This is a genomic window from Nostoc sp. UCD121 (genome assembly GCF_014222285.1).
Lineage (GTDB): Bacteria > Cyanobacteriota > Cyanobacteriia > Cyanobacteriales > Nostocaceae > Nostoc.
This window is the reverse complement of record NZ_JACKZS010000191.1, coordinates 1-15,057: the sequence shown is the minus strand read 5'-3', so window position 1 is coordinate 15,057 and position 15,057 is coordinate 1. Positions and strand designations below refer to the sequence as shown.

Below are 15,057 nucleotides of genomic sequence, written 5' to 3'. Positions count from 1 at the left end.
AAATTGCACCCAGTGGGGGGGTCAATTCTGCATGGGGGGTGGGGTCAAATTTGACCCACAAAGGTATTCCCATTAAGGTAATCCCATCTAAGGAATTCACACTAAGTGCAGTCCCCCCAAAAAACGAGTGTGTGTGTGAAGAAACTAACTTGGATTTACAACCAAATCAGGAAGAAGAACCAATTCCCGAATCTTCGTCTTCACAATTAAACCAGGAAGAACCAATTCCCGAATCTCTCACTTCGTTGTCAAATCAATCCGAGTATGAGCATCAAACAGACATTCCCTCATGTAGACCAACTATTGCGGCGGGGTTGTTCGATAAAAAAAACGAACAAGCAAACAAGAAACCAAGCAAACCAAAATTTCAGTCGATTGATGATTTGCTCAATCACATCTTGCTTGACCCCGGCATCTTGGCATCTGAGCCTTTACCCGCAGTTTACAGAAATGAAATCAAGCTCCGTTCTTGGCGTTTCCCTTGGCGCACTTCTTGCAGAGACAACATTTACCAAACCTGCGATCGCCGTTTGGTGGAGTTAATCGCCAAGGAGAGAGCCGAGTGGGACAAGGTTAATTGGCAGCAAAAAGTCCCCACTGTGATCAAATCAATCAGCAATTTGGAGGTGAGTAAAGCTGGTTTAGAAGAACTGCTGGTTTATTGGTCAAAAGTTCTTGAATCATCTACGCCACAAACTGAAGAATCAAAATCCAACGACCAACCCATCGGTTATTACTCAAATCGTTCTCTTGATTGGCATAAAGCCACATTCTCTGAACTTCTAGACCGCATGGATGAAGTTGGCAAGGACAAAGCGATCGCTTCTTTCAGCAGCCGTTATGACCAACAAGACCCAGGTGCAACGCTCAAATGGTTGGATTGGTTAAAACTTACGCATCCTCAAATGTATATGTACTTACATCCGCAAGCTGCGTGAACAATATGGGATCTAGATTTTCTAGAAATCAAAATTTTCAAATGAGGTGAACTATGACACAAGACAAAACAAACTTCACATCGCAACAAGACCGCTTACCCCCACAAAGCATTGAGGCTGAAGAAGTAATACTTGGTGGCATTATGCTCGACCCAAGCGCCATGAGCCGAATCAGCGATCGCTTAGTAGCAGATGCTTTTTACATCAATGCCCACAAAGACATCTATCAAGCAGCCCTACGACTGTACAGCCAAGGATTACCAACAGACTTGCTTTGCATTACCAACTGGTTGTCTGATAATGGTTTATTGTTCCGTATCGGTGGACGCAATAAACTGGCCAGTCTAGTTGACCGTACTGTGTCAGCTGTGAACATCGATGTTTTAGCTGACTTGGTAATGGAAAAATACCAAAGGCGGCAGTTAATCCTTGCTGGCACTGAGATTGTTCAACTCGGCTATGCCACCGAAACCGATTTACCTGTAATTCTCGACGAAGCCGAACAAAAAGTCTACAGCATTAAGTCTGAGCATTCTGCCTCTGACTTGGTTCATATTTCTCATGCCCTAGCCGACACTTTTACCGAAATTGAAGCGCGTCATGCTGGTACAGGTTCACCAGCAGCAAGCAGTGGATTTTATGACCTGGACAGTATACTCGGCGGTGGTTTTCGCAAAGGACGGTTGTATGTACTGGCTGCTCGTCCTTCTGTTGGTAAATCCGCTTTGGCTGGTAATCTCGCTCTTAATGTTGCCAAAACTGGGAAGATGCCTATTTGCGTTTTCAGCTTGGAAATGTCTACTGATGAGTACGTACAGCGATTCTTAAGCAGCGAATCCGGCATTGAGAATAACTTCTTGGAAACTGGGAAGGTAAATGAAAGCCAGTGGCAACCCTTGAGCGTGGCGATCGCAGAGTTGAGCGAACAACAGATTTTTATCAACGACGAATCTTGCCCTTCTCTTAATGAAATCCGTAGCCAAGTCCGCCGAATTTCATCCCATTACGGTGGTGTTGGGCTTGTGATCATTGACTACTTACAACTGATGGCGCTTGATACTGATTCACGGGTGAACATGGCTCAACGAGTCGGTGAAATCAGCCGGGGATTAAAGAGATTAGCCAAAGATTTGGATGTGCCTGTACTAGCTTTGTCCCAACTCAACCGCGAAGTTGAACACCGTAACGATAAACGCCCTGTACTAAGTGATTTAAAAGACAGTGGTGCTGTTGAGCAAGACAGTGATGTTGTAATCATGCTTTACCGCGAAGAAATGTATAACCCCGATACCCCAGATCGTGGCATTGCTGAGTTAGTTGTTCGCAAGCAACGTAATGGCCCCACTGGTACAGTCAAGCTTTTATTTGACCATCAGTTTACCAGATTCAAGAATTTATCTCGTGGTCGTAGTTTTTAAGGCTCTACTGGAGGATAAACATTGTCTTTTACGCAAGATAGGGAACTGAGAATGATTGAAACTTACCAACAGCTTTTACAACAATGGGCGGCTCTTGCCCCTGATGAATGCTCTACCACTGACAGGGATTACAGGTTTAAGGTAAAAGTGCTGCCCCAAGTTGAAAAATGTTCTTTCGATAACCCCTGGCGTTCTGTTACTTCCAAAAACCTTACTTGGCGACTTCATATAGCTGAAGATGTAATTCTCAGACAGTTGAATTTTGTTCTTCTAACAGTTCTACATCGCTGTTCTAACCGTCAGTCCAATATTCATTTCACTTTCATAGAGCTTGGAACTATTGCCACAATCTGCAACGGGCTGAAGTCGCAAATACATCCACATCCAGCGATCGCAGCATTAGACGCATACATTCAATTACTGGAGTTTTAAAACCCGTGAAAGCGCTATCCGTCCGTCAGCCTTGGGCAATAAACAATTCGCAATTCGCAATTCGCAATTATTAACTAGGAGTAAGAGAGATGAATCAACAACTTAGTATTGCTGATAGAACGAAAGCTTTGGCAATAAGAATAGTTAAAGCTTGTACTTTCCTAGATGAAAAGCCTGGAGTTTGTCGAACATTATCAAAGCAGTTACTCCGAAGTGGTACTCCTATCCAATTCGCAATTGTAATGTTATGGAACTTATCTCACCAAATGAACCAACTTTTGAATTACATATCCGTAATTGCGAACTGCGAATGGGCGAAAAAGCGAATTGTTCTGAATACTGGTTAGAAATATTAATCGAGGCAGAATTGGTTGATAAAAATAAGTTTGAGTCCTTGCTTCAAGAAACTAGAGAAATTGGAAAAATCTTAGTTGCATCTACTCGAAAAGTTAAAGAGAAAATCAAGCAATGAAATTAATTGCGAATTGCGAATTGCGAATTGCGAATTGTTTTGGTTGGGGGATGCCTGGGCAATATCACTGGAAGCTGGAGAATCCGCGCGAGATTACACCGATTCCTTACATTGGGCGGTTGGGAATTTTTGAAGTGCCAGATGATTTGGTGAGGGAGGTGGCCGCATGAAATCAGTCCTCTCGCTTTTCTCCGGTATCGGCGGACTCTGCCACCACGGAATATCAGCCGCAGGTCTATCTCACAAATTCCAAGTCCAGCAATTTGTCGAAATCTCCCCTTATTCTCAATCACAATTGCGCCATGAACAACCAGAAATTCCAATCCACGCAGATATTACCAACTACCACTGCCACCGACGACAATTCGACATTTTGTGTGGGGGATTCCCCTGTAGTGGCACCAGTAACGCTGGAGATAAAAAAGGACTTAACGACCCCAGGTCTGGACTGTGGCGCGAAATGTTCCGCATCATCAACCAGTGTAGACCAGCAATCGCTCTCATCGAAAACCCAACAGGGCTACTCTCTAGAGGAATGGCAACAGTCCTCGAAGACCTTTCCCAAATCCGGTACGTATGCGAATGGGAAACTATACCCGCGTACTGCCTCGGCTTGCCACATGAAAGAGAAAGAGTCTTTATCATTGCCTACCCCAATGGCTTATTCTACCGTCAACAGCCAACCCCCTGGGCAGACCAAATTGGAAATCAGATTACGCAAGTACGGTTCTCTCATGAAGACCGAAGCTTTGAACCCGGTATTCGTGAGGTGGCTTTTGGGATTCCCGTTGGAGTAGCCAAGGGAATCAAGGGCAATTATGATGCCCGTCGTGCTTATGGTTTAAGTTGTTCTCCACGGCAAGCTGCGATCGCTTGGAAACGAATTGACTATTTGTGCAGTCTTTTCGCTCATAATGAGGCATAAACATGATTAACCTTGTCCAGACTTTAGAATCATGTTGGTATCTTTCGCCACCTTGGGGTAAAGAGATTCCCCCCTTAGAAGTTTCCCTGTTGGAGGAAGTCTACGTCACTACCACCAAATCTTTCGGTTACTGTTGCGGTGTAGAGTGGTCAGCTAAAGGCTGGAGTTATGAGATTGTCTCCAGCAACGATAATCTAACTGTTTTAGGACGTGAAATCATTGGTACAGGCAAGTTACAATTAGTTACCAAAGACAAACCTATGTTTGGACTGGGTGAATTAGTCGAGTTCCGATTTCATGGCGACGGGCCACCAGTAAGGATTGTCCAGAGCATTCAACTGATTTGCGATTGCTGGTTCTACTGCATCGAATGGATGTCCCCAGGAATATCTGAAAACGGTGACGCATCTGGCGAAGAGAAAATGGGGCAGGCTTCGTACCCAACCGCTCCTCCATCTACGCAGACAAGCACCCCCAAAAAGCCTGCCCCATTTTCTAAGCCGTTCCCCCGTGACGAGCTTTTTACTTTCAGAGATGCGATCGCTTCAGGGTATTTTGTATCCCCGTAAGCATTGTGAGAGACAATAACTCTACTACGGCAGCCCTATCTCTTCATACTCTTTTTTGGGCGAAGGTATTGTAATAAGAAAGGTATTACGAAGTTAGTTTAAAGCAATCAAGCTATTATATAAAGTTTATTTGAATGTTAACTTAAGTTTCTTAAATGTCTTAACTGTCCTTGCATCTTTGCCATAGTTCTAAGAAGATATCTGAGTGTAAAAAGTGCAGTAGTGTTTATTTACTGTCAGATACCACAAGCAAAGTGATTCAAAGGACATCATATTTTAAAAATATCTATGGCGTTAACGAACTTTATTGAAACAAAGTTGAACAAATATGCTCAAAAGGTTTTCAAGGGTGGTGAACACTCTGATGACCTTGCCTTTGGGCAACTGAGCTTCTATCTATCTTTGCGTCCGTCGAGTGTCGAATGGTAATTTTATCCAATCATATTAGGAAGATATAAGGTGCGATTCGTTCTAGAGTTAATTCATCGCTCTAGGTAAGAAATTCAAGTTAGAACCTTGAAAATCTTATAAATGATTGATGAATATGGGTGAAAGTCCCATTCGTTAAGGATAACGTGACTCTTTGTCTGATTACATGGAGGTTAATCACGCCTTGCGAAGCTAGTAAAAGGGCGCAATCACAAACCTCCTCGGTTGAGCTAACACTGGTACACTAATTGGGAGCCTCTATAGGGAGGGTTAACTTACGCAAAAAATCTCCTAAAAAGGCATCCTATTCCCTATCAGAGAAAACCGATATTAGCACGCCAATTTAACATGACTTCAATCAAGACACTGAGCTTAAACTAATAGGTTTAAATGGACAATGACTTCAAGCAAGCAACCTTTTGAGTTGCCTAGTTTTTATGTGCCTTGGCCCGCACGGCTGAACCCAAACCTGGAAGCGGCACGGGTACATTCTAAAGCCTGGGCTTATGAAATGGGGATTTTGGGTGGGGTAGAAGGATCAGAAGATTATGGGATTTGGGATGAGCGCAAGTTTGATGCACATGACTATGCGTTGTTGTGTTCCTATACCCATCCAGATGCCGATGAAGCCATGCTTAATCTGGTAACTGACTGGTATGTTTGGGTATTTTTCTTCGACGATCACTTCCTTGAGCTTTACAAGCGTAGCCAAGATATGGCTGGGGCTAAGAAGTACCTCAATGGACTGCCAGCGTTTATGCCTGTGCAACCCCAAAAAACGCCACCAGAACCCACCAACGCCGTAGAACGGGGTCTAGTAGACCTCTGGGATCGTACCATCCCCAATGCCTCCGAAGATTGGGTAATCCGATTTTCTGAGAGTACCATCAATCTTCTCAAAGAATCTCAGTGGGAACTCGCCAATATCAGCCAAAATCGAGTTGCTAACCCGATTGAGTACATTGAGATGCGCCGTAAGGTGGGGGGAGCGCCCTGGTCAGCTAACTTAGTGGAACACGCGGTTGGGGCAGAAATTCCGGCTGCGATCGCCCCGACTCGACCAATGCGTGTCCTCAAAGACACTTTTTCTGATGGGGTACATCTGCGAAATGACATCTTCTCTTACCAAAGAGAAGTGGAAGAAGAAGGGGAAAATGCTAACTGTATCTTGGTTTTAGAACGATTCCTGGATGTCAGTACCCAAGAAGCAGCCAACCTCACTAACGACTTACTAACATCTAGGGTGCAACAGTTTGAGAACACCTTTGTCACTGAGCTTCTTTCTTTGTTCGAGGAATATAGTTTGAGTCCCGATGAGCGTCTGAAAGTCGTCTTATATGCCAAAGGACTTCAGGACTGGCAATCGGGGGGTCATGAGTGGCACATGAGATCGAGCCGCTACATGAACCAGACATCAGACAAATCTTCGACAGCAAGCTGGTTTTTAGGCGGCCCGACTGGACTAGGCACATCGGCAGCTCGTCTAGGAGCTTTGTACGATAGTTTGGGGCTAAAACGGTTCAAAAGCTTTACTCATGTCCTCTATCAGCCTGTAGGGCCAGTAACTCTGCCACAGTTTTATATGCCCTTCTCCACTAGTTTGAATCCTCATTTAGGAGAGGCTCGGCGGCACTCTAAGGAATGGGCGCGTCAAATGGGAATGTTGGATGTACTGCCAGGGATGCCCAGCATTTACATCTGGGATGACCACAAATTCGATGTGGCCGACGTAGCTTTATGCGGTGCATATATTCATCCTAATGGATCTAGTCCTGAGTTGAATATCACAGCTTGTTGGCTGGTTTGGGGAACTTATGCCGATGACTACTTCCCAGCACTGTACGGCTATAACCGAAATATGGCAGGAGCAAAAGTTTTCAACGCTCGGTTATCAGCCTTTATGCCCCTTGATGGGAGTCCTTTTCCCGAACCAACGAACCCAGTTGAACGGGGTTTAGCGGATATTTGGGCGCGGACGGCTGGGCCGATGACAGCTAATGCTCGCCGCCAGTTCCGCCGTGCGATCGAGGATATGACCGAAAGTTGGTTATGGGAACTGGGGAACCAGATCCAAAATCGCATTCCCGACCCCATAGACTATGTGGAAATGCGCCGTAAGACTTTTGGTTCTGACCTAACCATGAGCCTGTCTCGACTTTCTCAAGGGGACGAGATCCCATCAGAGATATTCCGCACCCGAACCATGCAGAATATCGAGAATTCAGCCGCCGATTTCGCCTGTTTGACCAACGATATTTTTTCTTACCAGAAAGAAATCGAATTTGAGGGCGAGATTAATAATGGTGTACTGGCGGTTCAAAATTTCCTTAACTGCAATATCCCCCAGTCCGTCGCCATTGTTAACGACCTGATGACCTCTCGTGCCCTTCAGTTTGAACATATCGTTGCAACTGAACTCCCTATTTTGTGTGACGATTTTAACCTGGATAGCAGTGCCCGGAAGAAACTGTACGGATACGTCAAGAAACTGGAACAGTGGATGTGCGGCGTACTCAAATGGCATAGGGCAGTAGACCGCTATAAGGAATTTGAATTGCGGAATAGCTCGACAGAAAAGCGGTTACTCCAAGGCCCCACAGGGTTAGGCACTGCGGCAATTCAGATTAGACCAAGTGTTGGTCAGAAAACAACTCAAACCAATGTTGGGCCAATAGTGCAGAACGTACTGAGTAGTCCGACAGGGTTAGGGACTTCAGCGATCAAAATCGGAACGCTTTTAGGAAGGAAAGGTTAGCTCAATCTGAGTCCCTATTTCGGTCAATCAAATAACTTGTCAATAAATATTACCAATGGAGATTCATCATGACTAATACAGCAAACACTCCCCTAGAAAATCTAATTGAGCAACTGCCAACGGCTTTGCAGACCGAAGCGGCGCGGAAGTTGGCAGGCACCACCAAAACCCAACCCCAGATGCAGGGAATTACCTCGCGGTGGCTTTTAAAACTACTGCCTTGGGTAGAAACCGTGGGGGGTAGCTATCAGGTCAACCGCCGCTTAACATACGCAGTTGGGGATGGACGAGTCAGCTTTTCTAATACAGGGGCCCTGATACAGGTCATTCCGCAAGAACTCACTGAGTTACCTTTATTTCGGGGATTTGAAGATGTCGAAGTGTTAAACACCTTAGCTAGTCAATTTCTACAACAAGAATTTGCTGCGGGTGATGTGATCATCCAAGAAGGTCAACCAGCCGATAGAGTATTGCTAATTGCTCATGGTAAAGTCAACAAAATTGGCGCAGGCAAGTATGACGATCGCGTTGTTTTGAGTGTATTAGCCGATGGCGATCATTTTGGCGACTACGCTTTAGTAGAAGCTCAGGATACTTGGGATGTGACTCTCACAGCCATTACCCGTTGCACCATCTTGTCTCTGCCTCAAGCAGCTTTTCAAAACCTGGTTAACCAGTCTGAAGCTTTACAAACGCAAGTAGATCAATTCAGGGAAAAATTGCGCCAACCCCAAAACCAATACGGGGAAGCCTCGATTGATATTACCTCCGGCCACCTTGCAGAAGCAGTATTACCTGGGACTTTTGCAGATTATGAACTCAATGCACGAGAATATGAGTTAAGTGTCGCTCAAACCGTTTTGCAAATCAATACGCGGGTTGCTGACCTCTACAACGAACCCATGAATCAGACTGAGGAACAATTGCGCCTCACCATTGAAGCATTACGGGAACGCCAAGAACACGAAATGGTTAACAATCGTGACTTCGGACTGTTACACAATGCCGATCTCAAACAACGCATCTTTACCCGCAGCGGCCCTCCAACTCCTGACGATCTCGATGAATTGATCTCCATTGTTTGGAAAGAACCGAGCTTTTTCTTAGCTCATCCCCGCACCATTGCCGCGTTTGGTCGGCAATGCAACGCCCTTGGACTTTATCCCAACCCTATCCCTACAGGTAATAGTGCAATTCCGTCTTGGCGTGGTATTCCCATCTATCCTTGCAATAAAATTCCCGTTACGAAAGAGCGTACTAGCTCGATCCTGTTAATGCGTGTGGGAGCAAGCAACCAGGGTGTCGTTGGTCTGCATAAAACTGGCATTCCTGATGAATATCAGCCTAGTTTATCTGTCCGTTTCATGGGTATTAACGAAAAGGCTGTTATTTCTTACCTAGTTAGTGCTTACTACTCTACAGCCGTTCTTGTTCCTGATGCACTAGGCATCCTTGAAGATGTAGAAATTGGTCTCTAAGTAGTCGAATATCCTCCCCAATGTAGGGGCGGGGCGTACCTTACGGAAAGGCGGAGCCTACGCCCCTACCCCCCAATGCTCTCTGTTAGAAATTTCAGGAGGTAAGCAAAACCCACGTTTTAAAACGTGGGATTGAAGCAAGGACACTTTCTTTGTATCTCGCGCTACAACGCATCTCGATACTATTCTTCTTTTAAACTGGGCTTCATACCCCAGAACTAAAGTTGTTATTCATACTTCTTTCCTCTTGCCCTCTGCCTCCTGCTTTCTTTGTAAATTTAGTTGTATGAAACGTTAACTGTATGACAGATGCTTTGATTAGGCCCGATTTAGTCCAAGAAAACGGGCAACTCCAGATGAGCTTAAGCACGAAAGGGGCGCGGAATTTAGCCACAACCACGAAAACTCCGCCCCAGATGCAAGGCATTACCCCCAGGTGGTTGTTACAGATGTTGCCTTGGGTGCAAGTTAAGGGTGGGGCCTATCGGGTTAACCGTCGCTTGACCTATGATGTTGGTAACGGAAGGGTCAGCTTTACCAATACAGGGGCCCAAGTGCGGGTAATCCCCCAAGCCCTTTGTGAACTATCTTTACTGCGTGGTTTTGAGGATATTGAGGTACTCAACGCTTTAGCAGACCGCTTTGTACAACAAGAATTTGCCCCTGGTGAGGTAATTGTACAGGAAGGTCAACCAGCTAACCAGGTGTTATTAATTGCTCATGGTAAAGTTAATAAGCTGAAGGCAGGCAAATATGAGGCGGAAGCTTTACGGGATATCTTAGCTGATGGCGATTGTTTTGGTGGCGAAGCTATAGTTCTATCTCAGGAAACTTGGGAGGTTAGCTTGAAAGCTATTACGCGCTGCATAGTTTTGTCTTTGCCAGTACAGGCGTTTCGGGAGTTGATGAACCAGTCTGAAGCGTTGCAGACTCAGGTTGATCGCTTTAGAGCTATATTAAGCAAACCCCAGGATCGGCATAATCAAGCGGCGATCGCCATGACTGCGGGTCATAGTCAGGAAACTGAGTTACCCAGGACATTTGTTGATTACGACTTGAGTCCACGGGAATATGAGTTAAGCCTCGCTCAAACCATTTTACGGGTGAATACACGGGTTGCTGACCTCTACAACGAACCCATGAACCAGACGGAGCAACAATTACGGCTGACTATCGAAGCGTTGCGAGAACGGCAAGAATACGAAATGCTGAATAATCGTGATTTTGGATTGTTGCACAATGCCGATCTTAAGCAACGCATCTTTACCCGCACCGGGCCACCAACTCCAGATGATTTTGATGAATTGCTTTCTCGGCGGCGGAAATCCCATTTTTTCCTAGCTCACCCTCGCGCGATCGCTGCTTTTAGCCGGGAGTGTAACCGTCGTGGAATCTATTCCCCAAGCACGGAGGTCAACGGAAAGATTGTACCTGCATGGCGCAACTATCCGATTTTTCCTTGTAACAAAATTCCGATCACTAAAGAGGGTACTAGCTCTATTTTGATATTCCGAACCGGAGAAGAAAACCAAGGGGTAATAGGTTTACACAAAACGGGTATCCCTGATGAATACCAACCCAGTTTGTCTGTGCGGTTTTCGGGTATCAACGAAAAAGCGATCGCTTCTTATCTTGTCACCGCCTACTACAGTGCAGTTATACTTATTCCCGATGCACTTGGCATCCTGGAAGATGTCGAAATTGGGCGCTGAGGAAAGGGTAAACCTGACTTTTTTTATAGTGATTAAATTAAATGCCGTCGTGACAAATTGCTGTCTTTGAAATAGGCAGAGCGTTGTTTGATAGTTCCCTCCAACCAGCTTTTGTCGATTAGGTGTAGTACTGTAATCTTAAAAATGAATTATTTATGGTGAATACTCAAGTCTTTGAATGGTCATCTGTTAAAGAAACTAACTTTGACCTGAAAGCTTATTTATCAGAACGGCGATCGCAAGTTGAAGCAGCGCTTGAACAATCAATCACTGTAGTCTATCCAGAAATACTCTACGAATCCATGCGTTATTCTCTGCTAGCTGGAGGAAAGCGCCTACGCCCGATTCTATGTCTTGCCAGTTGTGAACTGGTTGGAGGCACAGTGGAGATGGCGATGCCTACTGCTTGTACGCTGGAAATGATTCACACCTTTTCTCTGATCCATGACGATTTACCGACAATGGATAATGATGACTATCGACGCGGCAAGTTAACTAACCATAAAATTTATGGCGAAAACATCGCCATTCTAGCTGGTGATGCGCTTTTAGCCTACGCCTTTGAGTTTCTTGTGGTTCAAACCAAAGGAGTTGCTGCCCAGCAGTTATTGCAGGTTGTTGCTAAGTTGGCTCGTGCAGTAGCAGCAACAGGTATAGTTGGCGGTCAAGTTGTTGATTTACAATCTGAGGGATTGCAGAATATTGACATCGAAACTCTCAACTTTATTCATGCTCACAAAACAGGAGCAATGTTCGAAGCTTCCATTCTCTCAGGTGCAATGCTAGCGAAAGCTGATAACGAAGTTCTGCAAAAGCTTTCTTGCTATGCTTCCTACATTGGTCTAGCTTTTCAAATTGTTGATGATATTTTGGATGTAATTGGCACACAAGAAGAACTCGGTAAAACCCCAGGCAAAGACCAAAAGGCACAGAAAGTGACGTATCCCAGTTTATGGGGTATTGAAGAATCAAAACGCAAGAGCCAAGAATTAGTTGACCTAGCCAAAGCTGAACTTGTTGATTTTGGAGCAAAGGCACAACCTCTAATGGCGATCGCAGATTACATCATAGCAAGAACACAATAATCCTTAATTTGCCATACTTTTAGCGTCTATGAGGTCTGATAATTGTATTTTCTTACACTTGCAATGTCTTGTCTAAAACGTGAGCTTCAAATTGGATTTTACATAGCGCTTGCACTGGGTCTAAGATCGGAGACAGTTGGGCTTTTCTTAGTGCCATTCATTCGTGCCATTCAGTTCTGAGAGTGATTACAGAGTGAGCTTGAGCCTTTCTCAACTGCTGTGTTAGTTTTCAGATAATCCTGTACCAACTTGCAACCATAATTCAGTGCATCTAGGTGGAGAATTCGCTGCAAATTCCAAAGAATGAGCGTGTTGTCATCACCCCCTGAAGCTAGAAAACTCCCGTCGGGGCTGATAGCAATTTGCCTAATCGCTGCGGTATGTCCTTTAAGGGTCGTTATTTCTGTACCATCAAGCTTCCAGAGTTTGACAGTAGCATCTACGCTACCAGAAGCAAGTATTTTTTTATCGGGACTAAACGCAACTCCCCAAATCGCAGCACTGTGACCAATGAATGTTTTCAGCAACTTACCATCCAGCGTCCACAGCTTAACAGTATTATCGCCACTTCCAGTAGCTATCATTTTGCTGTCAGGGCTAAAAGCAACTCTCCATACTGCCGCAGAGTGTCCTACAAGGGTTCTGAACAACTTACCATCCAGTGTCCATAGTTTAGCAGTATTATCACCACTGCTTGAACCAATGAAACGACTGTCTGGGCTAAATATAACGTGCCACACTTCGGACTGATGTCCTTTGAGGATCTGTGGTGCAGGCTGATTAAGATGCCATATTTGAACAATATTGTCAACATTTGCCATTGCGATCGTTTGAGCGTCGGGACTCAATACTGCTGCATTGAAATTATCGAGAGGATCTTTGTAACTAGCAACATTAGGTATCGGCTCAATAAGTCGGGGTAACGAATAAAAACAAGAAGACTTGCTAACACCCAATTTATTGAGAGCTAACTATATTGTTCTAACGCAGGCATTCTATTTGAATGCAAACGCTTTACTATAAAGTTTGAGGACTGATAGAGAACTTTTCTCGAATAATAGTATCCAAAGATGGGATTTTATCAGAGAGAGAAATCCGGTCATGTATGTACTCAAAGAAGCTGATTCCCAATTTACGAGTAGTTGCAACAATAGACATAAAAATGTCCCACGCCTTAGTACCCTCACTCGTTTGAGTTGCATAACTAATCTTTCGTCGCTGCACCATAGTCCTAGCGGCTAATTCTGCCGGATTATTATGCAACGGTAATTCTGGATGTGACAAGACTAGCAACAGTTCGGATTCTTTTGCTGCTGTTAATTTTTTTCGCTCATCTAATCGTTTATATCCAGTTTCAGTACTGAATAACTTCCAGAATTTAGTCTTTAATTCCTGTTTGGTTTCTGAGTTTGGGGAATCTCTGTAAGCTACTAATTCTCGGTAGTAATCCCAAAATTCCCCTAAAAATTTGTCTAACGTTTGTTGATAAAAACCCACAAATGGACTTAACTTTTTATAATGTCTTGCTTCATGTACCCAACATAAAGCCAAATGATCTGTGATTAATTTGAATTGGGGTGCATCATCACAGACAAGAAATTCTACCACTGGTATTTCAGATTGCTGATGATAGAACGAAATTGCAGCTGCTTCCAAAACACGAGTCCGGTATTGAGAACCTAGCTTGCTTAAATACGTATCCAGCAATGAATTAAACTCTAATTCAGTAAAAACTGTTTCTTGCGGCAACAGTTTAATTTGATTGTGCCATTTAGTTGGGATATTAAAACTTGTGAGCAACTCGTAAGTCAGTTCATTCAGAATGTATTCAAGATCTTGTCTATTTTGCAAGACCCTAATTACGCTTAGTCGGTCTTTTTTAGTTGTAGTTGAGTAGACTGTGTACAAGGGGTTACAAATTACATTCGTGGTCTGATTCACTCCTTTAACACGGGCACTTGTTTGGTCTATGTGCTGCCATGAGCTACTTTCTAAGCCAGATGTATAAATTTGATTATACTCAGCTTCAAAATCGCCCAAATTTTTTATTAGTAGATTTGATAAATAGCCTGCGGACATTGAGATACCAATATTTTGCAAAAATTCTAGCAATTTACCTTGGGTCATATTGCCGCCGTAATATAGGCTCATCACTAAAGCTTTTATTCCCGGACCAAATTCTCCATCGTAACCAGCTGGTAAAGATGCTAGATATGTTTTTCCTTCATTTGGCGAGTAATATTTTTCTTTACGGAATAATACATTATCAGTTTGAAGTGAAATATCTTGAATGATTACCTCTTCGTAGCCCTTGAACTGTGCATCAGGCGGTAACTCACTCGCAGGATAATCCAGAATTTCTGTCCGGTCAACTTTTATGTTTTCGTTTTTGCTACTTTTCGCATGTTTTTTTGGAGTATGTCGTTCTTTTTCGGATGAATGATTGCTTTTGAAACCTTTAGACTGATTGCTCTTTATATCTGGTTTACCCTGTTCACCTTTAAGACGATTGTTTTCGTCCCGTAATTTTTGGTTTTCTTCACGTAGTTCTTTAATCTCTAGTTGTTGCTGCTCTATTACGTTTAGTAGAACAGTTAATGTATGTCGCAATGATTCATCTGCAAACTCTGATGGGTCGATGGTTTGCAACAATGCCTCTACTTGTTTTTCTGGAGATTGCTTTTGCGCCATGTGATATATTTTACGACGCTATGTGCATCTATCTACTTTTTATTTTTTGCACTACCCCGATTTATTGAGCGGATACCTAAGGCTAGCAAACTGAAAAGTAATTGATCGTGTAGAATACCATCGAGTAATTGATGCTGTCGAAGGCATCCATCT

The 15,057-nt window shown here is 44.0% G+C and carries 13 protein-coding genes and 1 pseudogene; 12 read left to right on the top strand and 2 right to left on the bottom strand.

The window, feature by feature from the left end:
* The 12 genes and pseudogenes from GNF10_RS28525 to crtE all read left to right on the top strand — a co-directional run.
* Positions 1 to 938 (top strand): helix-turn-helix domain-containing protein (locus GNF10_RS28525; protein WP_221644678.1); only part of this gene is annotated, 938 nt, incomplete at its 5' end.
* Positions 939 to 991: 53 nt separating this feature from the next.
* Positions 992 to 2,356: a replicative DNA helicase gene (gene dnaB, locus GNF10_RS28520; RefSeq protein WP_185582203.1), complete on the top strand. Its 1,365-nt coding sequence runs from the start codon at positions 992 to 994 to the stop codon at positions 2,354 to 2,356.
* A gap of 51 nt (positions 2,357 to 2,407) precedes the next feature.
* Entirely contained in the window at positions 2,408 to 2,788 is a 381-nt protein-coding gene (locus tag GNF10_RS28515; RefSeq protein ID WP_185582204.1) for a hypothetical protein, read from the top strand.
* A gap of 89 nt (positions 2,789 to 2,877) precedes the next feature.
* Positions 2,878 to 3,260: pseudogene (locus GNF10_RS28510) on the top strand (four helix bundle protein).
* A complete protein-coding gene (locus GNF10_RS28505) occupies positions 3,257 to 3,430 on the top strand; it encodes a hypothetical protein (protein WP_185582206.1) in 174 nt (57 codons plus the stop codon). Before GNF10_RS28510 ends, GNF10_RS28505 begins: the two are co-directional and overlap by 4 nt.
* Positions 3,427 to 4,185, top strand: a complete 759-nt coding sequence (locus GNF10_RS28500; RefSeq protein WP_185607297.1) for a DNA cytosine methyltransferase — start codon at positions 3,427 to 3,429, stop codon at positions 4,183 to 4,185. Before GNF10_RS28505 ends, GNF10_RS28500 begins: the two co-directional genes overlap by 4 nt.
* 2 nt (positions 4,186 to 4,187) lie before the next feature.
* Positions 4,188 to 4,754, top strand: coding sequence for a DUF1392 family protein (locus GNF10_RS28495; protein WP_185607296.1), 567 nt, complete (start codon positions 4,188 to 4,190; stop codon positions 4,752 to 4,754).
* Between the two features lie 288 nt (positions 4,755 to 5,042).
* Entirely contained in the window at positions 5,043 to 5,183 is a 141-nt protein-coding gene (locus GNF10_RS28490; protein ID WP_185587295.1) for a hypothetical protein, read from the top strand.
* A gap of 397 nt (positions 5,184 to 5,580) precedes the next feature.
* Positions 5,581 to 7,938: a family 2 encapsulin nanocompartment cargo protein terpene cyclase gene (locus GNF10_RS28485; protein ID WP_221643456.1), complete on the top strand. Its 2,358-nt coding sequence runs from the start codon at positions 5,581 to 5,583 to the stop codon at positions 7,936 to 7,938.
* Between the two features lie 68 nt (positions 7,939 to 8,006).
* Positions 8,007 to 9,416 carry a family 2B encapsulin nanocompartment shell protein gene (locus GNF10_RS28480; RefSeq protein WP_185587293.1) on the top strand — a complete coding sequence of 470 codons (1,410 nt, stop codon included), beginning with the start codon at positions 8,007 to 8,009 and terminating at the stop codon, positions 9,414 to 9,416.
* Positions 9,417 to 9,718: 302 nt separating this feature from the next.
* Complete coding sequence (locus GNF10_RS28475; RefSeq protein WP_185587292.1) at positions 9,719 to 11,128, top strand: family 2B encapsulin nanocompartment shell protein; 1,410 nt, start codon at positions 9,719 to 9,721, stop codon at positions 11,126 to 11,128.
* A 155-nt stretch (positions 11,129 to 11,283) separates the two neighbouring features.
* The gene (gene crtE, locus GNF10_RS28470) at positions 11,284 to 12,213 is read left to right on the top strand and encodes a geranylgeranyl diphosphate synthase CrtE (protein WP_185587290.1); all 930 of its coding nucleotides are present in this window, start codon (positions 11,284 to 11,286) and stop codon (positions 12,211 to 12,213) included.
* A 170-nt stretch (positions 12,214 to 12,383) separates the two neighbouring features.
* On the opposite strand, the gene GNF10_RS28465 is transcribed toward crtE, so the two are convergent.
* On the bottom strand, positions 12,384 to 13,169 hold the full coding sequence (locus GNF10_RS28465; protein ID WP_260445920.1) for a WD40 repeat domain-containing protein: 786 nt from the start codon (positions 13,167 to 13,169) through the stop codon (positions 12,384 to 12,386).
* Positions 13,170 to 13,230: 61 nt separating this feature from the next.
* On the bottom strand, positions 13,231 to 14,904 hold the full coding sequence (locus tag GNF10_RS28460; protein WP_185587288.1) for a transposase: 1,674 nt from the start codon (positions 14,902 to 14,904) through the stop codon (positions 13,231 to 13,233).
* Positions 14,905 to 15,057 lie beyond the last annotated feature (153 nt).

What these genes read in the sequence shown, in the direction of transcription:
- GNF10_RS28495 (WP_185607296.1), top strand. Translation starts at nt 4,188, where the DNA reads ATGATTAACCTTGTCCAGACTTTAGAATCATGTTGGTATCTTTCGCCA.
- GNF10_RS28500 (WP_185607297.1), top strand. Translation starts at nt 3,427, where the DNA reads ATGAAATCAGTCCTCTCGCTTTTCTCCGGTATCGGCGGACTCTGCCAC.
- GNF10_RS28480 (WP_185587293.1), top strand. Translation starts at nt 8,007, where the DNA reads ATGACTAATACAGCAAACACTCCCCTAGAAAATCTAATTGAGCAACTG.
- crtE (WP_185587290.1), top strand. Translation starts at nt 11,284, where the DNA reads ATGGTGAATACTCAAGTCTTTGAATGGTCATCTGTTAAAGAAACTAAC.
- GNF10_RS28485 (WP_221643456.1), top strand. Translation starts at nt 5,581, where the DNA reads ATGACTTCAAGCAAGCAACCTTTTGAGTTGCCTAGTTTTTATGTGCCT.
- GNF10_RS28505 (WP_185582206.1), top strand. Translation starts at nt 3,257, where the DNA reads ATGAAATTAATTGCGAATTGCGAATTGCGAATTGCGAATTGTTTTGGT.
- GNF10_RS28490 (WP_185587295.1), top strand. Translation starts at nt 5,043, where the DNA reads ATGGCGTTAACGAACTTTATTGAAACAAAGTTGAACAAATATGCTCAA.
- dnaB (WP_185582203.1), top strand. Translation starts at nt 992, where the DNA reads ATGACACAAGACAAAACAAACTTCACATCGCAACAAGACCGCTTACCC.
- GNF10_RS28460 (WP_185587288.1), bottom strand. Translation starts at nt 14,904, where the DNA reads ATGGCGCAAAAGCAATCTCCAGAAAAACAAGTAGAGGCATTGTTGCAA.
- GNF10_RS28475 (WP_185587292.1), top strand. Translation starts at nt 9,719, where the DNA reads ATGACAGATGCTTTGATTAGGCCCGATTTAGTCCAAGAAAACGGGCAA.
- GNF10_RS28515 (WP_185582204.1), top strand. Translation starts at nt 2,408, where the DNA reads ATGATTGAAACTTACCAACAGCTTTTACAACAATGGGCGGCTCTTGCC.